The organism is Thermoanaerobacterales bacterium (assembly GCA_030019475.1).
GTDB lineage: Bacteria > Bacillota > Desulfotomaculia > Desulfotomaculales > JASEER01 > JASEER01.
This window is the reverse complement of the sequence record JASEER010000001.1, coordinates 3,606-23,072: the sequence shown is the minus strand read 5'-3', so window position 1 is coordinate 23,072 and position 19,467 is coordinate 3,606. Positions and strand designations below refer to the sequence as shown.

General features: G+C 62.2%; 19 protein-coding genes and 5 tRNA genes. 6 read left to right on the top strand and 18 right to left on the bottom strand.

The window, feature by feature from the left end; genetic code table 11:
- Window positions 1-232: 232 nt before the first annotated feature.
- The 18 genes from QMC81_00145 to QMC81_00060 all read right to left on the bottom strand — a co-directional run bounded on the left by QMC81_00145 (window position 233) and on the right by QMC81_00060 (window position 14,348).
- A complete protein-coding gene (locus tag QMC81_00145) occupies window positions 233-1,537 on the bottom strand; it encodes a double-cubane-cluster-containing anaerobic reductase (GenBank protein MDI6905882.1) in 1,305 nt (434 codons plus the stop codon).
- Between the two features lie 145 nt (window positions 1,538-1,682).
- Window positions 1,683-2,510, bottom strand: a complete 828-nt coding sequence (gene cdaA, locus QMC81_00140) for a diadenylate cyclase CdaA (GenBank protein MDI6905881.1) — start codon at window positions 2,508-2,510, stop codon at window positions 1,683-1,685.
- A gap of 169 nt (window positions 2,511-2,679) precedes the next feature.
- Window positions 2,680-3,453 (bottom strand): copper amine oxidase N-terminal domain-containing protein, encoded by a 774-nt coding sequence (locus tag QMC81_00135; GenBank protein MDI6905880.1) that lies wholly within the window; start codon window positions 3,451-3,453, stop codon window positions 2,680-2,682.
- Between the two features lie 951 nt (window positions 3,454-4,404).
- Window positions 4,405-4,480 (bottom strand) — tRNA-Cys (locus QMC81_00130).
- A 72-nt stretch (window positions 4,481-4,552) separates the two neighbouring features.
- The gene (pstA, locus tag QMC81_00125; GenBank protein MDI6905879.1) at window positions 4,553-5,440 is read right to left on the bottom strand and encodes a phosphate ABC transporter permease PstA; all 888 of its coding nucleotides are present in this window, start codon (window positions 5,438-5,440) and stop codon (window positions 4,553-4,555) included.
- Window positions 5,437-6,396 carry a phosphate ABC transporter permease subunit PstC gene (gene pstC, locus QMC81_00120; GenBank protein MDI6905878.1) on the bottom strand — a complete coding sequence of 320 codons (960 nt, stop codon included), beginning with the start codon at window positions 6,394-6,396 and terminating at the stop codon, window positions 5,437-5,439. The genes pstA and pstC overlap by 4 nt, the downstream gene beginning before the upstream one ends.
- A 47-nt stretch (window positions 6,397-6,443) precedes the next feature.
- Window positions 6,444-7,313: a phosphate ABC transporter substrate-binding protein gene (locus QMC81_00115; GenBank protein ID MDI6905877.1), complete on the bottom strand. Its 870-nt coding sequence runs from the start codon at window positions 7,311-7,313 to the stop codon at window positions 6,444-6,446.
- Between the two features lie 159 nt (window positions 7,314-7,472).
- Window positions 7,473-8,741 carry a 2-hydroxyacyl-CoA dehydratase family protein gene (locus tag QMC81_00110; protein MDI6905876.1) on the bottom strand — a complete coding sequence of 423 codons (1,269 nt, stop codon included), beginning with the start codon at window positions 8,739-8,741 and terminating at the stop codon, window positions 7,473-7,475.
- 14 nt (window positions 8,742-8,755) lie between these two features.
- Window positions 8,756-9,700, bottom strand: a complete 945-nt coding sequence (locus tag QMC81_00105) for a 2-hydroxyacyl-CoA dehydratase family protein (protein ID MDI6905875.1) — start codon at window positions 9,698-9,700, stop codon at window positions 8,756-8,758.
- Between the two features lie 108 nt (window positions 9,701-9,808).
- Window positions 9,809-10,021, bottom strand: a complete 213-nt coding sequence (locus QMC81_00100) for a hypothetical protein (protein MDI6905874.1) — start codon at window positions 10,019-10,021, stop codon at window positions 9,809-9,811.
- A gap of 40 nt (window positions 10,022-10,061) precedes the next feature.
- Window positions 10,062-10,760: a response regulator transcription factor gene (locus QMC81_00095; GenBank protein ID MDI6905873.1), complete on the bottom strand. Its 699-nt coding sequence runs from the start codon at window positions 10,758-10,760 to the stop codon at window positions 10,062-10,064.
- Between the two features lie 88 nt (window positions 10,761-10,848).
- A tRNA-Gly gene (locus QMC81_00090) sits at window positions 10,849-10,923 on the bottom strand.
- 16 nt (window positions 10,924-10,939) lie between these two features.
- Window positions 10,940-11,015: transfer RNA gene (locus QMC81_00085), tRNA-Phe, on the bottom strand.
- 18 nt (window positions 11,016-11,033) lie between these two features.
- A tRNA-Asp gene (locus tag QMC81_00080) sits at window positions 11,034-11,112 on the bottom strand.
- Between the two features lie 39 nt (window positions 11,113-11,151).
- Window positions 11,152-12,078 (bottom strand): agmatinase, encoded by a 927-nt coding sequence (gene speB, locus QMC81_00075; GenBank protein MDI6905872.1) that lies wholly within the window; start codon window positions 12,076-12,078, stop codon window positions 11,152-11,154.
- On the bottom strand, window positions 12,071-12,919 hold the full coding sequence (gene speE, locus QMC81_00070; GenBank protein ID MDI6905871.1) for a polyamine aminopropyltransferase: 849 nt from the start codon (window positions 12,917-12,919) through the stop codon (window positions 12,071-12,073). Before speE ends, speB begins: the two co-directional genes overlap by 8 nt.
- Before the next feature lie 28 nt (window positions 12,920-12,947).
- Complete coding sequence (locus QMC81_00065; GenBank protein ID MDI6905870.1) at window positions 12,948-13,415, bottom strand: arginine decarboxylase, pyruvoyl-dependent; 468 nt, start codon at window positions 13,413-13,415, stop codon at window positions 12,948-12,950.
- Window positions 13,416-13,496: 81 nt separating this feature from the next.
- Window positions 13,497-14,348, bottom strand: a complete 852-nt coding sequence (locus QMC81_00060) for a TIM barrel protein (GenBank protein MDI6905869.1) — start codon at window positions 14,346-14,348, stop codon at window positions 13,497-13,499.
- A gap of 134 nt (window positions 14,349-14,482) precedes the next feature.
- Here QMC81_00060 and QMC81_00055 point away from each other — a divergent pair, with 134 nt between their 5' ends.
- The 6 genes from QMC81_00055 (at window position 14,483) to QMC81_00030 (ending at window position 18,853) form a co-directional block, all read left to right on the top strand.
- Entirely contained in the window at window positions 14,483-16,009 is a 1,527-nt protein-coding gene (locus QMC81_00055; GenBank protein ID MDI6905868.1) for an ABC transporter substrate-binding protein, read from the top strand.
- Between the two features lie 107 nt (window positions 16,010-16,116).
- On the top strand, window positions 16,117-16,758 hold the full coding sequence (locus QMC81_00050; GenBank protein ID MDI6905867.1) for a hypothetical protein: 642 nt from the start codon (window positions 16,117-16,119) through the stop codon (window positions 16,756-16,758).
- Between the two features lie 111 nt (window positions 16,759-16,869).
- Window positions 16,870-17,124, top strand: coding sequence for a hypothetical protein (locus QMC81_00045; GenBank protein MDI6905866.1), 255 nt, complete (start codon window positions 16,870-16,872; stop codon window positions 17,122-17,124).
- A 137-nt stretch (window positions 17,125-17,261) separates the two neighbouring features.
- Window positions 17,262-17,819: a nitroreductase family protein gene (locus QMC81_00040; GenBank protein MDI6905865.1), complete on the top strand. Its 558-nt coding sequence runs from the start codon at window positions 17,262-17,264 to the stop codon at window positions 17,817-17,819.
- A 234-nt stretch (window positions 17,820-18,053) separates the two neighbouring features.
- A complete protein-coding gene (locus QMC81_00035; GenBank protein ID MDI6905864.1) occupies window positions 18,054-18,734 on the top strand; it encodes a cell wall hydrolase in 681 nt (226 codons plus the stop codon).
- A gap of 44 nt (window positions 18,735-18,778) precedes the next feature.
- Window positions 18,779-18,853: transfer RNA gene (locus tag QMC81_00030), tRNA-Ala, on the top strand.
- Window positions 18,854-19,467: the final 614 nt, after the last annotated feature.

The following is a 19,467-nucleotide window of genomic DNA, read 5'->3' as shown; positions in this document are numbered from 1 at the left end:
GACCGGCAGGTACAGACCTTGGGGCAATGGTGGATAAAGGTTACTAGAATGATCAGGTTACTCGGATTATACCGGTTAAAAAATGGCTCCGTCAAGTATAAACATCTCTTAGAATGCAGGATAAAGGGGCGCCCTCTCCGGGCGCCCCTTTATCCTGTATCTTTTTCTCCTTTACCACCGTGCAGGTCCCCTGCTCCCATACGCGGGTGAGACCCATACGGGGAATATTTCCTCAGATGGCCTTATCGGCCCGGCCTCTCCCGGCGAGGAGCATCTCCAGGAAGGCCTCGACCCGCGTCCGGATCTGCCCGGCGTCCTGCTGCCCATAATCCGTTTCTATCTTCAAGGACGGGATACCCGCCCGGCGCAAGGCCTTCTCCACCTGGTGAGACTCCACGGCGTAAGGATCGCAGAAAGACAGAATGTAACTGACTACCCCGTCCGCCCCGCGTTCCCGTGCCATATCTACCAGTTTTTCCATCCGGCGGATGTTGGGGGTAAAGCAGGCGCAGTCCGGCTCCAGGTGCCGGTCGGCGATGGCGGCCAGCATCTCCTCCAGCCCGGCCCCTTCGGATTCTTCGGTAAGGGCCTCGAAGTAGCGGGAGCCGGTACACATCTCCTCGCCCACGATCACCGCCCCCGCGGATTCAATGACATAAGGCACCTTCCAGTTCGGGACGGCCATGGGGGTTCCCGTAACCACGAGGCGCGGCGCCCCGGCCGGAGCGACCCCGACCCCCTCCCGCACGCGCTCCTCGAGTTCGTCGCAGAGGGCGTTGACCTGGCCGGTGAACCGTTCCACGTCATCGTAAAAGGCGATCTGGTTGATGAGCAGGGCGTCGCGGCCCGAGATGGGGGCCGGGTCGGCCTTGCGCAGGGCGTCGAGCCGCTGCAGGGCACGCCGCTTGCCATTCACGCGGCGCATGGTCTCGGCCAGCGCGTCTCGCGTAATTTTGCGCCCGGTCAGTTCCTCCAGCCTGCCGGCCAGCGCCCGCACCTCCTCCAGCCAGAGGGCGCGACCCGCCGGGCCTTTTTTCTGCGGGGTCTCCATGACGTAGACCGGCGCGAAATCCGCCAGCACCTCAAAGGCCTTCTTCTTACCGTCACAGGTGGTCTCCCCGACCAGCAGGTCGCAGGACTCCATGTACGGGCAGACGCGGGCCAGCTTGAAACCCATAAAAGACTTGATCAGCGGGCAGATGTTGCGCGGCAGGACGGCCTCGGCCTGCGCCGTACCGATGTCAATGCCGGAACAAAGGCCCACGCAGACGCCCCCGGCGGCAAGGATCAATTCCTCCGGGACGAAGACGCAGAAGGTGCCGACGACCTTGCCCCCGCCCCGGCGGAACTCTTGCAGTTCCTGCACCCGCAGGCCATGGATCTCGTTCACCACGAAGTCAAAGTATTCCATCCCCCGGGGACGGTTCGCCTGTGTAAGGTAAACGTCGTAATACGTCGGAGGCAGAGCTTTAAGGAGCTGCTCGTGCGCTTCGAGATCCAGGCCCAGTTCGTCCCACATCTTCGTATAATCGGCCATCGTCACCCTCACTCCCCCTAGGCTTTTGCCTTAATGTTATATGCTTTGGGGTTATTGGTCCAATTCCTTTTTGTTATTATTACGGAAATTAAAAACCCGAGCCCAAAGAGCCCGGGGGAAGGGTAAAAAGTAACGGTCACTGAATTTACGCCCCGAGGGTCTTTGCCTGATCCGCCTCCGGGGTCTTTTCCTGCGTCCCGCGGTTCGCCTGATTGCCTGCCATCAGCCGGCTTTCGAGAAGCTGTTCCAATCCCGGGGGATCCAGGTAGCGGAGAAGCTTGCCCTCCTCCGCCACGGAAACCGCCCCCGTCTCCTCCGAAACCACGACGACCACGGCGTCCGAAAGCTCGCTAAGCCCGACGGCGGCCCGGTGGCGCGTTCCCAGTTCCTTGGATAGGTACTTGTTGCTGCTCAACGGCAGGTAGCAGCCGGCCGCCAGGACACGGTTGTCCCGGACAATAACCGCCCCGTCGTGCAGCGGCGTATTCGGCTCAAAGATCTGCAGTAAAAGGGAGTGTGAAAGCAGAGCGTCCAACTGTGTCCCGGTTTCGACGTATTCCTTCAGTCCGGTGGCCCGCTCAACGGCGATCAGGGCCCCGATGCGCTTTTCGGACATTTCCTGCACCGCGCGGATGATCTCGCTGATCACCAGACGCACGTGTTCCTGCCCGTGCAGCAGGCGCCGGCCGAAGGGACTGTCCCGCCCGAGGCGCTCCAGCATACTCCGGAGTTCCGGCTGGAAGACGACCACCACGGCGACGACGGCCATAACCTGAAGCTGCTGCAGCACCCACTTCATTATAGTCAGGTTAAAGCCCCAGGCCAGGGCGGCCAGGAGCCCGATGACGAATATCCCTTTGATCAATTGCACGGCGCGGGTGCCCCGGAGGTAAGTGAAGATCTTGTAGGCGATGAGGCTGACGAGGGTGGCGTCAACAACATAGCGCAGGATGTCGAGCCAATTAAAGGACACGGTCGGCAAACCTCATCACCCCCTTTGTCCGTCGTTCTTCTTGTGCATTCGACATCTCAAAGTGCAGTTCCTTTAATAATGAACAATAACGAACGTTCAATGAACAAAACGGGCGGCCTCTTTGCTGAAGCCGCCCAAAGCGGGTTCCCCAGTTACGTCTTCCGGTGCGCTACTCCTCTCCCTCAACCTGATCCTGGTTTTCGCCCTCATCGTTTTCCTGATCTTGTTCCTCATCCCCGGACTGATCCTCGTCTTCAACTTCGCCCTCTTGGTCCTCTTCCTCTACCGCTTCATCTTCGTCCTCGTCCTCATCCACCGTCACGTCGCCGGTGGAACTGTCGTATCCCACCTCGTAGCCCAGGGCCTGCGCGATGAAGCGTAAAGGAACCACTACCCGTCCTTGCTCGGCCTTGGCCGGCACGTCGAGGTCATAGACGGCCCCGTTGACCGTGGCCTTCAGGTCGTCAACGGCGATTTTCAATACGGTATCGCCGAGGGTGACCGTAACGGTCCGGGCCTCCGGATCCCAATCCACCTGTCCCCCGAGCGCGACGGTGACCGCCCGTACGGGAATCAGCACCCTGCCGTCCTTGATAACCGGAGGGACATCCCCGAACTTGTGCTCCTTACTGTTTACCAGCAGGCGGTGGCCCCAGCCGTTGCCCTGGCCCTTGCCGAGACGCTCCCGCTCCTGCTCCTGGTACTGCAAGGTCTCGTCCCCCGCCCCATCATCAATGACCGTTTCGTCCTCATCCAGCTGACCGGTCCGGTCGCGCAGGCGATCCTTATCCCGGTCACGGTCCGGTATGCCGTCATAGGGCGGGACATATTCCTTATTCTTCGATGCGGGGACCCCCGGGGCCCCCGGAGCGGCCGCGGCCGGGCCGGCCAGGGCCAGGATGAAAAGCCCCGCCAAGACTAAAACTAAAAACCGCTTCACCATTTTCTTTTCCCCTCCTTAAAATCTGGTTACTTTGTTTTTCGGAGGGGAATTTGTCTTTTTTGGGGGTAACGCGGAGAAATAAGCGAAAAGTCCCATTGGAAACGGGACCCTTCCGGGACGATCTCTTAACCCCTTGCCCGCGTTTCACCTGTGTCCGGGTCGCCGGCCTTCCCCTTCCCCATTCGCGCGACGAACATCGATCCGCAGTACGGGCAACGGAGTTGCACGGCCACGGAGCCACGAAGCCAATAGGTGGGCAGCGGGTGCCCGCACAGGCACCTCACCTTCCTTGAATGCCCCGGAACCATCAGTGTCAACATGTGAATCCCTCCGTTTCCCGTCCTGATGATTACAGAGGATACCCCCTCCCGGCCCGTCCAGGAAAGACCCGTTCTCTAAAAGGGCGATGGGACGGGTGAACGGTTCCTCCGGCCGCCGACCGGTCAACGCCCATCGAGTGAATGTCCCCTCAACGGCAGGAGGGCCGCCACGGGTTGCGGCCGGCCTTTGTATGCTCCGTTTAAAATTTTTTTGGAAAAAGGTATTGACATCAGACTTTAACCATGCGAGAATGTTATCACAAGCACAAGATCGGAAGCCGGAGGGCTCCCTGAGAACCGATAGGTGATCCGGAACGTCCAAAGGCGACAAAAGGTAACCAAAAGGGTGCAATAAAGCACCCGGAGGCAATGCCTCAAAGTACCTGAAGGCAACCCGAAAGGAACCTGTGGAGGCCGAAAGGTGGCCCAAAGCCAACCCGGAGGTAACCCCAAAGGAACCGTAAGGGAAGCCCAAAGGTAACCGGTCTTGGTGCTGAAAACAGGCAGGCCGGTGCGGGAATGAGCCCAAATTCTTGCTAAGGTCTGCCTGGTTTGTAAGCAAGATCCCCTACCTCAGGTAGGGGATCTTATTATATGGGCAACGCAAAACCCTTGCCATTACTAGCTTTTATGGAGGCGGCATCCGGAGTCGAACCGGAGAATAACGGTTTTGCAGACCGTCGCCTTAACCACTTGGCTATGCCGCCTTATAGTTACATATCAAATTATAGCGTAATCCGCGGTGGCCTGCAAGGCGCAGTTTTGCGCGCCGGGCCGCCCTACGTCCCCTGCAGGCGTCGCGACACGGCCCGCGCCAGGGCGCGGGCGGCAACGTTAAAGGTGATAACGACGAAAACCAGGAGGGCGGATGCGCCGTCGGCCACGCGTCGGATATCCGGGATGACAGCCTCGGAATTAACCTTCCAGATGTGCACCGCCAGGGTTTCCGCCGGGCGGAAGGGGTTTAAGGGGCTGCCGGGGTGGAACAGGTTCCACCACTGTGACCAGTCAAGGGCCGGGCTGGACATGCCGGCGGTGAAAAGCAGGGCCGCCGCCTCACCGAAGACCCGGCCCGCGGCGATAATGATGCCCGTGATGAGGCCCGGTAACGCCGAGGGGAGGATGACGAAGCAGATCGTCTGCCAGCGGTCGGCTCCGAGGGCGAGGCTGGCCTCGCGCAGCTCGTGCGGCACGCTGCGCAGGGCCTCTTCCGAGATACGCACCACCAGAGGGAGGTTGATCACCGTGAGGGCCAGGGCGCCGGAAAGCAAGGTGTAACCCCAACCGGTCATGTTGACAAAGATCAAAAGTCCGAAGAGGCCGACCACGATGGACGGGAGGGATGTCAGGGCTTCGATGCTCAAGCGGACGGTATCGGTGATCTTCCCGGGGTGGGAGTATTCTGCCATGTAGATCCCGGCGAGAAGCCCGATGGGCACGGTAAGCAGCATGGTCAGCACGAGCATATAGAAGGAGTTGAACAGCTGCGGCCCCACCCCGCCGCCGGACCGGAATGTCTCCGGGGGAGCGGTGATGAAGTGCCAGTCCAGGGCTCCGGCGCCATGGTACAGGATGTAGCCCAGGAGGCCGCCCAAAACGCAGATGACCAGTCCCGCTCCGGCCCAGAAGCTGGCGGTGGCCAGGCGGTCCTTGACCTTGTTGTTCACCGCAGGGCCTCCCTTCGGGTGAAGAAGCGAATAAGCAGGATGAAGGCAAACGACATCGCCAGCAGTACCATCGCCATCGACCAGAGCGCGCTGTTCCAGAGCGAGCCCTGCACCGTGTTGCCCATGTCCATGGTGATCCCGCTGGTCAGGGTGATCAGCGGGTCCAGGATCGAATGGGGCAGTTCCCTCTTGTTGCCGATGACCATCTGGACCGCCAGGGCTTCGCCGAAGGCCCGCGCCAGGCCCAGGACCACGCCGGTCATTATCCCGGAGAGCCCCGCCGGGAGAAGAACCAGTCTGATGGCCTGCCAACGCGTGGAACCGAGGGCCAGGGCGGCCTCCTTGTATTCCCGCGGCAGGCCCCGCAGGACGTCCGTGGCCACGCTGGTGATGGTGGGCAGGATCATCACTGAAAGGACCAGGAAGCCGGCCAGGACGCTGAAACCGGTGCCGCCAAGGTTACCCCGTATAAAGGGCACCAGCAGGCTCAGTCCGATATAGCCGTAAACGACCGAAGGGATACCGGCCAGGAGTTCAACCGTAGGTTGCAGCAGGCGCAGACCCCACTTGGCAGAAATCTCCGTCATGAAGACGGCACAGGTTACGCCGAGAGGGGCGCTGACCAGGACCGCCAGCACTGAAATGATCACCGATCCGACGATGAAGCTCAGGGCGCCGATCAGCGGCCCCCCGTCCTCCAGCGGACGGTCGGGCCACCATTGGGTACTGAAAAAGAACTGTAACGGGTCCGCGCCGTGCACGAAGAAGGTGGCTAGGCCCTTACTGCCGATAAAGAGCGCGATGGCCGCCGTGAGGACAATGACCAGGGCGGCGCAGGCGGCCGTGGCGGCAAAGCCCAGCCGCGCGCGGAGCCGCCGACGTCGAAGACCTGGCGAGTCAGGGGCTGCGGGCGATTCCTGTTCAAGGCCGTTGACACGGCCCGGCACGTCCGACACGTTCTCTCCTCCCACCCTTGGCGATCAACAATTGCAGGGATGATGCCTTAATCCGCGCTACGCTCCACCTTCATGGCTCCGATGGGAATGAAGCCGAACTTCTCAACCAGGCCGGCCTGCACCTCTTCGCCGGACATGTAGTCGAGGAAGACCTTGACCGCCCCCTGTGGTTCACCCTTGGTGTACATATGCTCGTATGACCAGAAGGGGTACCTGCCGCTCGCGATGCTTTCAAGACCCGCATCCACGCCGTCGATCTTCAGGGCCTTGACCATGCTGCTGTCTACGTAGGGCAGGGCCAGGTAGCTGATCGCGCCCGGGGTTTCGGAGACGACCTTGCGCACGGTCCCGGACGACTCCTGCTCGGCGTCACCCGGAGCCTCTTCCAGGCCGTCCATAACGTATTTCTTAAAGGTCGCCCGGGTGCCGGAGCCTTTTGCCCTATTTATGAGAACGATCTTCCGGTCGTCCCCGCCGACCTCGCTCCAGTTCTTGATCTTGCCGGTAAAGATGTCTTTGATCTGCTGCCTCGTCAGGTTGTCCACCTTGTTCTCCGGGTGGGTGATCAGGGCGAAGCCGGTGACACATACCTTGTGGTCCACCAACTGGCCGGCGTCGATGCCGTCCTTTTCCTCGGCGAAAATGTCGGAGTTGCCGATGTCCGCCCCGCCGCCGAAGACCTGGCTCAGGCCGGTGCCGCTCCCGCCGCCCTGGACGGAGATCCGGATACCCGGGTTCTTCGCCATAAACAGGTACGCCGCCTCTTCAACGAGGGGTTGCAGGGCGGTGGAGCCGACCGCCGTGACATTGCCGGAAAGACCCCCCGTGCCGGATTTCGGGCCGCAACCGGCCACTGCCAGGGCCATGGCCAGGACGGCGGCGGCCAGCACGCCAAGCCATTTAGATCCGTGCGTCATGCGAAGGTCTCCTCCCTCCCCTTCATCGCCGCAAAGAAGAAGGGCTTAATACCGGAGCTTGTCATGTATGGCCAAGGTAACAATACCGCAAACATGTTAAGTGCCGATTATTCTCTTATTAAGAAAACGTTAAAAAATTGCGGCCGGGATTTTCACAGGTTAACCCATCCCGTTGGCCAAAAACATTTCAATGAACCCCTCAAGGCGCGTGCAGGCCGGCCCTTCCGCGAAGTTAGAGCGGTCCACGCAGTCTCCTTCCAGAATGAGTACCGGTAAGCCGGAGTCGCGCAAGGTGTCCCGCATGACAAGCGCTCCCCCGTTGCCCTGCCGGCAGCCCCAGTGATTAAAATGGACTATGCCCCGGGCTCTATACGTCTTGGCCAGGTAACGCAGGGTTGCGACCCGCCGCGTGACCGGACCGACCCCGAAGTGGCTGAGAACCTTCGCCGCCAGACTCCAAAAAGGCCTTGCCGGGTCCAGGGCCGGCCAGTAAACGTGGTTCATCTCCTCAAAGGCCACCGCCACGCCCGGGAATGCCGCGAGGCGCTCAAGAAGGGGGTTGGGGAAATAGGGCTTCAGGTGCAGCCACAAAAGGCGAACTCGTTCGGGGTGTTCATCCGCCGCGGAAGGACGGCGCTCCCTTAACTCCCCGGCCAGGGTCGCAAAAACGGTGGCCGTCTGGGGGTGGCCGAACCCCACAAAAAGCAGGTAAAGGAAGTCCAGGTTTGGGCCGGTGCCCAAAGGGGCGGGAGCGGCCTGCCGGGCCGCGTTGACCTGGCGCAAGGCCTCCCGCGCCCGGTTGGATGCGGCGAAGGCCTTTCGAAGGCGCTCCGGGTCCAGGTCTTTTCCGGTGTGCTTCCGCAGGAAACGGATCAGCTCCTCCAGCTGCGCCGCCACGTAGGTCTGGGTTGCGGGCGTCCAGGAAACAGGCACGTCCACTACAAAGAAGGACCGGCCGTAGTAGTCCGCCAGATAGCGAAAAAGCTGTGGGGCCCCATCGCAAAGGTGGGTTGTGGCCAGCAGGAAATCCGGCGGGGGGAAGTAGCCCCCCAGGGCACACCCGGCGGTAACACGGTGAAATGAGCAAGTATCCCTGGCCACCCCTGCCCGGTCCGCCAGATCCAGCGCGGCCTCCGCCACGCCCAAAGAGGCCGCCGCGGCCGATGCGGTCTCCGGGGCAAAGGGGACGATGCCCATCGCGTAGAGCAGTTCGGTCGGGAAGAAGGCGCTCGTCCATGCCACCGGGTTCTTCCGGCGGTAGGCGGCCGCGGTAAGATCCAGGCCGAAAGCCGCCGCCATCCTCGTCGCTTTCCAAGTATACGTCTTGCGGCATACGACCAACTCCCTGGCGAGACGGTACGTGACAGGCGAGGCGAGCGCGTGGCGCCTGAGGTCCTCGCCCAGTAAGGTCCGCAGTTTTGTTACCAAGCCGCCCCCCTCTCTCATAGCAGCATCTCCAGGAAGGCCTCAACGCGGGTGCGTAAACGGCCCAGGTCGCGAGTGCCCAGTTCGGTTTCCAGGTGCAATACCGGCACGCCCTTTTCCCGCAGGGCTTCCCGGACCCACAGGTAGTCATAATGGCTGAGGTCGCAGAACTTCAAGGTATGGTAAATCAAGCCCCGCAGGTCGTGCGTTTCCACCAGCTTCAGCAGCTCCCGCCGGCGCCCATCCCCCCGCGTCACGAACCGGGGGCAGGGAGGCGAGCGGCGCAGGTGGCTCCGGGCAAGAACGGCAAAGGGATCTTCCCCATCCCGTTCCGCGGCCAGGGCTTCTTCCAGGACCGCCCCCCGGCCGGACCGGTAGCGCCGGCCGCCGCAAAGATCATCCGTAACCACCGCCCCTCCGGCCTCCTCAACCAGGGCCGCCAGACCGGGGGGCGGCAAGGAACCGGCCAGGGCGACCCGCGGTCCTGCCTTCCGCATCCCCCGGACGCCGGGCGCCCCAGGGCCTTCTGCCGCAAGAAGGGCATTGCCCTGTTCACGGATGGTCGCCCATAAGCGTTCCGTAGTGACCGAACGTCCCGACCGTGTGCCGAGAAAGGCCGCCAGGACCCGCAGTTCCGCGGCCAGCCGCGTCGTCGCCGCGGGGCCGTCCCGGCGGGGCATATCGAGAAGAAAGACAAACGGCTCTTCGGTAAAGCGGTGGGCGAGGGCGTTATAAAGGTGTAACATGGCGTGACAGGAGTTGACGATGATGACTCCGTTGAGGGGCGGAAAAGCGCCCTGTTCAAGGCCGGTGACGAGGCAACGCACAAGGGGGCAGAGAGTAGACGGCAAAAGCGGAGTGTTTCCCTCGATACCATCGGGGGGGACCAGCCGGTAAGGCTCACACCCCGCGGCGGCGATGATCTCTTCAGGGGTATAAACGCAGTACCAACCTACCCGCACGGGCAAAAAGGAGTGCCTCCTCGTTGTGCAAGTAATTTTAGCATATTTCCTGTAATTGGCACTGTCAAATTCAAAGGCCCCGGGCACGGCATGAAAAAAGAGGCCTGATTAGCCTCTGTCTTCTTCATGCTGCCCCGAGCGTTCCATAATGTGATCCAGGTAGGACCGCGGACCCCGGCGTTCCTCGGCCTTGATCCGCTCCTCCACCTGGCGCAGGCGGTTCAAGACCTCTTCGCGGCTCTCCCCTGTCCCGTGGAGTTGTTCCAACAGCCGCCGCCGCTCCCGGAGCATTTCGGCCATTGCGCTCCTGTAACGCTGCACCCATTTATCACCTCCTCTATCTTATATCTTACCCCGCGGCCTAACCTTTCATGCGGTAGCCGAGGCCACGGACCGTCTCGATATACCGGGGGTGTGCCGGGTCTTCCTCAATCTTGCGCCGCAAGTAACGGACGTGCACATCCACGGTACGGGTTCCATCGACGGCGTCATAACCCCAGATACGCTCCAGTAATTGGTCCCGGGTGAACACCTGCCCGGGGTGGGAGGCCATGAGGAGCAGGAGATTAAACTCCTTACGGGAGAGCCGCACCGGCTCGCCCCGAACCTCGACCTCGAAGCGGGACGGCCTGATTACCAGGTCCGCGATACGGATCTCGCTCTCCGGCCGCCTCTCCGCCGGCAGCGCCGCCGCTGTCCGGCGCCGCAGCTGCGCCTTCACCCGGGCCAACAGTTCCCGGGGACTGAAGGGCTTCGTGACGTAGTCGTCGGCGCCGAGTTCAAATCCCAGGACCTTGTCCAGTTCCTGATCCCGGGCCGTAAGCATGATCACCGGCACGCCGGTCAACTGAGGATCGCTCCGCAACTCCCGGCAGACCTGGTACCCGTCCATTTCCGGGAGCATAAGGTCGAGAATGACCAGGTCCGGCTTGAGCCCGCGGGCCATTTCCAGCCCCTGCAACCCATCGGCCGCGAGGGCCGTCTCAAAACCCTCCTTCTCAAGGTTGAACCTGACCAGTTCCAGGATGTGGGGTTCATCGTCAATGACCAATATCAGCAAAAGCCAGCACCACTTCAACTAATTTATGCTTAAAGTTTATCACAGATTCAAAAACCCTTTGCCTCTCGGCAAAGGGTTTTTTATCTTATGGAGCGGAAGACGGGATTCGAACCCGCGACCCTCGCCTTGGCAAGGCGATGCTCTACCGCTGAGCCACTTCCGCGTATGAACTTCCGAACTGGTGCCAAGGGACGGAATCGAACCGCCGACACGGGGATTTTCAGTCCCCTGCTCTACCTACTGAGCTACCTTGGCATATTGTAACCTTATTTATGGCGGAGCCGACGGGATTTGAACCCGCGATCTCTGGCTTGACAGGCCAGTATGTTAAACCAGGCTACACCACGGCTCCGCGGCGACATTCTCAGTATATAAAAAACGGGCGCGCGTGTCAACTCCTGTTGACGTTCTTGCGCTCGGCCAGGCGGCTGTCGACGACCTTGATCTTCGCGCGGCCGGCACGGCCCAGGCAGAGGATGGCCTCCCGCAGAAACTTGGCGGCCAGGAGCGCGGTAAGGTTGGCGCGGTCAAAAGCCGGGTTGACCTCGACCAGGTCCATGCCGATGACGTTCATGTCATACAGGTAGTAGGCCGCCTGGATGAACTCCCGCGCGTCGATTCCGCCGGGCTCAGGCGTTCCCACCCCCGGGGCAAAGGCCGGGTCTACGACGTCGATGTCCACGGTGACGTAGACCGGGCGCCCCTTGATGGCCTGCAGGATCTCGTCCAGGGCGGGGATCACGTCGTAACAATACATCAGGGTGTTGTCCCTGGCGAAGGCGACCTCATCCCTCGTCGCGGAGCGGATCCCCAACTGGACGACGTTCTCCTCACCCACGATCTCCGCCACCCGGCGCATCACGGTGGCATGGGACAGGGTGGCGCCTTCATAGCTGTCGAGGAGGTCGGCATGGGCGTCAAACTGGACAACGATCAGGTCGGGGTAGCGCCGCGCCGCGGCCTTCACGGCGGGCAGGGTAAGGAGGTGTTCGCCGCCAAGGAGAAGGGGGAGTTTGCCGTCGCCCATGACGGCATCGACCGCATCCTCAATACGGCCCAGGCTCGCCGCCAAGTCGCCGGCGGGCAGGACAAGGTCCCCGGCATCATACACGGGGACACTGTTCAACTCCCGCCCCAATTCCAGGCTGTAATCCTCCAGGCTCTGGGACATAACCCTGATGGCCGTGGGGCCGTCCCGCGTGCCCGGCCGAAAGGTGACCGTAATGTCCAGCGGCGCGCCGACCATCACCACCGAAGCCGGGTTGTATTCGGAGATGGCGGCGATGAAACCGTGGTCCTTGCGAATGTAGTTATGCACCCTTCTTGGCCTGCTCCTCAATTTCGTTTAGGACGAACCGCGGCAGGGCGAAGGCGGCCTTGTGGATCTCCGGCGTATAGTACCGGGTGCCAAGGTCCGGGATCTGCTCCACCTCAACCGCCAGGGGATCGTACTTCTTTGAACCGAGGGAAAAACTCCACGCCGCGCTGGGGTAGCTGGGCACCAAGGTCCAGTAACCCCGGGCGACGGGGAAGATACCCCGCAGGTCGTTCAGGATGCGGGCGAACATACCGGTATGGAAGTACGGCGATTCCGTCTGGGCGACGAAGATCCCGTCGGGCCGCAGCGCCTCATACACCGCCTGGTAGAACTCCCGGCTGAAGAGGCCCACCGAGGGACCGATCGGATCGGTCGAGTCGCAAAGAATCACGTCAAAGGTGTCCTTGCGCTCGGACACATACCTGATGCCGTCCCCGATAAAAACCTCGGCCTTAGGGTGTTCGAAGCCTACGGCAAGTTCGGGGAGATACTGCTTGGATACCTCCACCACGCGCTCGTCGATCTCACACAGGGTCGCCCGCTCCACGGCTTTATGCTTTACCACTTCGCGCATTAATCCGCCGTCACCGCCGCCGATGATCAAAACACGGCGCGGCGCCGGGTGAGCGTTCAGCGGGACATGGGCCAGCATTTCGTGGTACGCAAACTCGTCGGCAATGGCCGTCTGAACCACCCCGTCCAAAACGAGCATGCGCCCAAACTGGACGGTGTCGACCACTGCCAGATCCTGAAAGGGCGTCTTCTCCACGTGCAGCGTCTGTCGGATCCGACAGCTCAGCAAGAGGTTTTCGTTCTGCTGTTCACTGTACCAGATAGGCAATGGCCGGTCCCCCTTTGCTGTTTATCGCCTAATACCAGAGCGGCACGGCGGCCAGGCAGCACCCGATCCGCACCACGCGGTGTTCGCAGGCGGCGATCTTCTTTTCGACAAGCTTCATCCCCCGCCGGCTGAAGGCCTCCTCCAGCATGCGGTCGATCTTCTCGTAGGCCTCTTCACGGCTGCACTTCCCCGAGAATTCCATAATCACCCCGAAGGTATCCTCGGATAATCCTACTCCGACCGCGGCGGCGATGAGTTCCCCCGGGGTCTCGCTGATGATCGATCCGTAGGCGGTCGGCACCAGCACCCCCGGCGGCAGTTCCAGGCCGGGATCGTATACCGCCCCCGGCGGCAGGATGCTCGAGACCCGGATCAGGTTTACATTGCCGATACGCCCGGCCAAAAGCGCGTTATCAAAAGCGTTCAGACGGCTTTCCCCTTCGGCGCAAGCAGCCGTAAGGAAGTATTTTTGCGGCACCGGCAGCAAGGCAGCCATCCCCTCTCCGCAGCGGCGGGATTCGTCGCACGCAGATAATTTTATAGAACAGGATACGAAATGTAAATGGTTTTTGCTAATTTAAGATTTTTCCACCAGCTGCCGGAACATTTTCTGGTATGCCAGCGCATCCTCCGCCTGGGTGCCGTCGGACTCGCAGATCAGGACCGGAGACATCCCGCGGGCGACGATTTCCTCGGCCAGCGGGGGGAAATCGGGCCCGAAACCTTCCTCTTTCAACGTGCGGTGGCGGCGCTCCCCGGACTCCGTGAACTCCACCGGACTGAAATGGATGTGCAGCCGCCGCAGGCGTTCCGTTCCAACGGCCGCGGCCACCCGGTCGAGGACGGCGGCGAAGGCCGCACGATCGGTGAGCATTCCCCCGGTGATGGCATGGACGTGTGCAAAGTCGATGGCGGGCAGCATACGCTCGTCCAGGTCACACAGGGCCAGGACCTCGTCCAGCAGGCCGAGAGAACTCAGCTTCCCCAGGGTTTCGGGACAGATGAAGATACCATCCAGGCCCTCCTCCCCGGCCTCGGCCAGCACCTCACGCAGGGCTTCCCTGGCCCGGGCCAGGGCCCGGGCGCGGTCCGCTCCGGCACTCCCCGCATGAAACACCACCCGCGTCGCTCCCATCCACCGCGCCGCCCGCAGCGAATCCAGGAGATAACGCTTGCTCTTGGCGATATGCTCCGGTTTTTCACTCCCGAAGTTAATGTAGTACGGCGCATGGATACTGAGGGCGATATCGTGTGCGACGGCTTGCCGCCCGATGGCCCGCGCGGTGACCTCGCCGACGTTCACGCCCCGCACACACTGATACTCGTAGGCGTCCAATCCCAGTTTCCGGAGCCATCCCGGGGCATCGACCGAAGACTTATGGCCCTGTTCATAAAACGAAGCGGCGTTCCCCGCCGGACCGAAACGCATCCCCATCCCCACTCCTCTTTTTTCTAGCAATGACCCGTAACCTGGGCCTTTAACCATTACATGCTTGGAACCAAGCAGGATTTAGTAATTAGCATCAAGAATATCCATTTATTAGCACAGCAGGGAGGCCGGGAATGGTTTTCCGCTTACCGTTCCGCCTGTCTTTGGGGTTCGTCCTTCTCTTACTGGCCGGGATCCTCTTGCTGGCCGTTCAAGCGCGCCGGGAGCCGGCCCCGCCTTCCGGCCGCATTGTCTGGGGCCTGGCCGCCGCACCCCGGGCCATCAACCCCGCGCTGGCTTTGGACGATCCGTCCCGCCGCGTTCTGGGTAATGTCTTCGAGGGTCTGGTCCGTTTCCGGCCCGGGAGCCCGGGTGAAATCGAGCCCGCCCTGGCACGCCGCTGGGATGTTTCCGACGACGGCCTGACCTGGACCTTTGAGATCCGCCCCGGCGTTCGGTTCCACGGCGGCGTCCCATGCGACGCCGCCGCCGTGGTCCATGCCATCGAGGCCCAGCGGAGAGAACGTTCGCCGTACGCCGGCTTCATCTACGCTCCGGTCGACACGGTCGAGGCCCTGGACGAGCGGCGGGTTCGCTTCCGCCTACGCTATCCCTATGCGCCCTTCATCCGCAACCTGGCCATGCTGCAGGCCGCCGTTACAGGCGACCCCGGAGCGGACGGCATCCCCGCCGGAACCGGCCCATACCAAATCACCGCTTGGACCGCAAGCCGCATAACCCTTCAGCGGGTACCGCACTACTGGGGACCACAGCCGCGGACACGGGAACTCCGGTTCGTTGTTATCCCCAGGCGCGAACAGCGCCTCGCGGAGCTGGCCTCCGGGTGCATCGACGCCGCCGATGACCCCGGCGTGGCCGGCGCCCCTACGGGGGCGCCGTACCGGATACTGGCCGCGCCGGGCCAGAACCTGTGTTACATGGGATTCTATACGAACAAGCCGCCCTTTGGCAATCCATCCCTGCGCCGTGCCGTCGCGGAGGCGCTGGACGTTTCCGCCCTGGTCGCCGAGGTATTTCCGGATGGACTGGCTCTTCCCGCATCCGGGCTGCTGCCGCCCGGCATCCTCGGTTCCGGCGGGGGAACCGGGCCCATGGAGGCAGCTGAACGGCCAACGCCCGCAGGAACCGCTTCGGGGCTCTCCTTCACCCTGGTCACCTACCGGGACGCCAGGCCCTATGCGCCGACCGGCGGGACCGCCCTCGCCCGGGCCGTCGCTGAACGGCTTGCTATGGCCGGTATCCGCGTACAGGTACGCAGTTACCCCTGGGAGGCCTTCAAAGAAGCCCTCCGGCGTCAGGAGGGGGACGCTTTTCTCTATGGGTGGGTGGGAGACAACGGAGATCCGGATAACTTCCTTTATAATCTGCTGGCCACGTCACAGATCCCGTGCGGCCAGAACATCAGCCGTTACAGCAACCCCCGGGCGGACCTGCTCCTGGCCCGCGCACAGAGGGAACAAGACGAGAAGCGGCGCTCTGAGCTTTACCGGCAGGCGCAGCAGATCATCCTTGCCGACACCCCCTGGATTCCCCTCACCCACGGGGTCGAATCCGTGGCCTTGAGTCGTAACCTTCAAGGCCTGGCCACCCCCTCCCCGGGCTTCCCCCTGGGTGCCGTTTACCGCCAGTCAAACCGTTAACTGCCACTAATAAACTTGGCAGCCCTGTGAATAATAAGGGAAAATGACAAAGGAGGTTCTTCACCATGCCCTATCGTTTCCAGCAGCTCCAGCAGCAGATCAATAACTTGCGCCAAGACCTGAACAACATTGCCAACATGGCTACCAACCTGGCCCGCGACGAGCAGTCGAACGCGGCCAAGCTGGCCCAGATGCAGCAGATGGAGGCCACCGCCGCCCAGCAACTGCAGCGCATCAACCAGATGGCCGGCGCCCTCAACCAGAGCCTGAACCAGATCTCCAGCCTGGCGCAGCAGTACTCCGCCACCGGCCAGCAGCCTTACCAGGCCTTCGGCGGCGCCCAGTGGGGCCAGAACATCCCCGGCGCCAACCTGTACAGCGGTTACGGCGCCCAGCTCGGCACCGGGTTCACCGGCCAGCCGTCCTGGAACGTAGGCCAGTACGGCACAAGCTTCCAGCCGTCCTGGTCGGCGCAGGGTAGCAGCTTCCAGCCCTCCTGGAACGTCGGCTCACAGCAGTTCGGCTTCGGCGGCAACATCGGCACCGCCGGCAACTTCGGCAACCTCGGCAATGTCAATGCTTTCAACGCCATGAACCAGGCCAACCTGGGCCAAAACCCGGGTAACATTAACCGGTCCTGGGGTCTCTCCGGCAGCAACATCCAAATGCCGTCCGCTTCTTATGGCGCCAACCTCTTTGGTACCGGCTATGGCGCTAATCTCTACGGTGCCGGCAACTTGAACTTCTAGTTCACGAGCAGCCAGGTGTCGGGGGCCCCTAAAGGGGCCCCTTTTTATGGCGCCGCCCTATTCCCATTTAATGGCAGGCACGCTATAATACCCTTGTGGGGGGTGAAAAGCGTGCCCAAGGTGTTGCGCGAAGGCACATCTTACAGCCAACGCGAGGTTATCGAAACCCTTGTCGACTTTTCCCATTTCAAGGACCGGGTAGAGAAGAAGTTCCGTGACCTGGCGCAGGAGTTAGCCGGGAAGGCCAACGAGCACGAGCTGTGGGTCCACCTTTACCTGATCTCCAGCGATTACGCCGAAGAAGCGCTGATCCGGCAAAAAAAGGCAAGCCAGCAACCGGATCAAGCGGCGCAAAAGATCGGCTAAGGCCTTGTTCCGGGGTAGCCCCGCCCCCGCTTCATCCCTCGCGGTCGCGCGGGGGTCGCCGGGCATTTGTCCGGGCTTCCCTGACCATGTTATAGGTGGATTAAGCATTAATGAAGGGAGGCATACCGGTGGAATTGATGGAGGCCATTCGGGAACGGCGCACAACGTACTACTACAAGCCCCTCCCGGTAAGTGAAGAGGTGCTTATGGGCCTTCTGGAAGCGGCCACGTGGGCGCCGTCCCTGCGTAACGCCCAACCCTGGGAGTTCATCCTCGTGGGGCCGCAGGGCAGGGCCGCCCTGCGGGATCTTTACCAGGCCTTTGTCCGGGAAAGGATACTGCCCAGCCCCATTTTCCCGGAGTTTAAGAAGAAGATCATCAGCGATTTCATGGTGGACTTCGGCGGCGCACCCGTTGTCATGGCCGTCGTCTCCCGCCCCCCCGAGATGGCCGTGGACCACGAGGAGTATCTGATGGGCACGGCGGCTGCAGTGCAGAATATTATGCTCGCCGCTCACGACTGCGGGCTGGGATCGGCTTGGCTCTCCATCGGGCGGCTGCCGGCTGCCCGGGAGATCCTCGCCCTTCCGGAGGGTTACACCGTCATCGCCACGCTGGTCCTGGGGTACCCCGAGCGGGTCGGTCCCCCGCCGCCGCGCGAGCCGGCCGCGGGAAAGCTGAGGAGAATTCCGTAAATACCGCCAGGATAAGACTGTTGAAGGCCGAAGGATGGCATCCTCCGGCCTTCATCTTTCGCACGCCAGAAATTACCTTCTCCCGCCCGGGCAGGTGGTGCTGACCTTACAGCCCCAAGGGTTTATGGTATCCCGCCGCCAACCCCCCGGCATCTCCTGCCATTGACCTCTTTATCTGCCCTTCGTTATACTGGCTAGCGCCGTCCCCTGCACACCGAAAGGAGTGAGAGAACGGTGGCTGACCTGAAGAAAACCTGTCGTCAACTTCAGCGCCTATGGTCTGACTTCCGCCGCCGGTGGGCCTTAACACGTGCACAAAGCCGGTCAACATCAGGAATCCAGCGCCTTTGGCCGGACCTGTGCCGCTGGTGGTCGCGCTTCGGGTACCGCCGGCTGGCCGTCTCGGGCCTGCTCTTCGTTCTGGCGATTGCTCTGCAGGCACAGGTAATCCTCGCGGCCGAGAGCAACGTGCGTCAGACCGAGAAGGAGAGGGCGGCCATACATTCCGCCGCCGCATCCCGCGGCGGGGAGACGGCCGGAACAGCCGTCGGCTACAAGGCAAGCCGTGGAGACGTGATCCTGATGGCCCGGGTTATCGAGGGCGAGGCGGCCGACGAGCCCTACCGGGGCAAGGTCGCCGTGGGCGCGGTGATCGTCAACCGTACCGAGGACCCCCGCTTCCCGCGCACCATCCGGGGTGTGGTCTACCAGCCGAACGCCTTTGAGGCTGTTGACAACGGCCAGATTTGGCGTCCGCTGAGCACCGAATCTGTACGCGCCGCCGAAGACGCTCTGGCCGGCCGCGACCCGACCAAGGGGGCCGTCTACTACTGGAACCCCTACAAGCGGGTCAACCCGTGGGTGTGGTCGCGCCCGGTCCACATGCAGATCGGAAACCATGTCTTCGCCCGCTGACTGCCTTGCATGCGCGCCGGCGATATGCTACAATGAACCTTGCCGGGCCTGTAGCTCAGAGGGAGAGCGCTTGACTCGCATTCAAGAGGTCGTGGGTTCGATTCCCACCAGGTCCACCATAGCAAGATTAATGAAGGCTTCCAGGGATATCCCCGGAAGCCTTTTGTTGTCGATGACTCGGCGGCCAAGCCAATCGGCAAGGGTGCTCCCGCCAGCTTGGCCCCTTTCGGTCGCAGGAGGTGCCAGTACATCAGCCTGATCAGTCTGATCAGCGGCAAGGGCGGCGCCGGGTGGCGCCGCCCCGTGGCTGGTCCGCCGTGGCCGAAGGCCCGGCTGTCCGGCCTTGAAAGACGGGGAACAGTGGCGAAAGCCACGGCTCCCCGTCCGGAAACCCTTTCCATCTCACCCCTTTTGTGATAGCATAGCTTCGTAGACCACCCGAGGGAGGCCCGTCCGTGGAAAAGGTTTTACAGCAGATTCTGGCTGAACTGAAGGAGATGCGCCAGGGCCAGGATGCCCTATGTGCGGACGTGACCGGCCTGCAAGAAGGGCAGGCCCGCCTGGAGAAGGGCCAGGACGCCCTACGTGCGGACGTGACCGGCCTGCAAGAAGGGCAGGCCCGCCTGGAGAAGGGCCAGGACGCCCTACGTGCGGACGTGACCGGCCTGCAGGAAGGGCAGGCCCGCCTGGAGAAGGGCCAGGACGCCCTACGTGCGGACGTGACCGGCCTGCA

Bases quoted from the DNA above. Each gene is read 5' to 3' on its own strand.
- QMC81_00145 (MDI6905882.1), bottom strand. From the start codon at position 1,537: ATGGCCGATTATACGAAGATGTGGGACGAACTGGGCCTGGATCTCGAA.
- QMC81_00135 (MDI6905880.1), bottom strand. From the start codon at position 3,453: ATGGTGAAGCGGTTTTTAGTTTTAGTCTTGGCGGGGCTTTTCATCCTG.
- QMC81_00115 (MDI6905877.1), bottom strand. From the start codon at position 7,313: ATGACGCACGGATCTAAATGGCTTGGCGTGCTGGCCGCCGCCGTCCTG.
- QMC81_00065 (MDI6905870.1), bottom strand. From the start codon at position 13,415: ATGGCTGCCTTGCTGCCGGTGCCGCAAAAATACTTCCTTACGGCTGCT.
- QMC81_00060 (MDI6905869.1), bottom strand. From the start codon at position 14,348: ATGCGTTTCGGTCCGGCGGGGAACGCCGCTTCGTTTTATGAACAGGGC.
- QMC81_00055 (MDI6905868.1), top strand. From the start codon at position 14,483: ATGGTTTTCCGCTTACCGTTCCGCCTGTCTTTGGGGTTCGTCCTTCTC.
- QMC81_00040 (MDI6905865.1), top strand. From the start codon at position 17,262: ATGGAGGCCATTCGGGAACGGCGCACAACGTACTACTACAAGCCCCTC.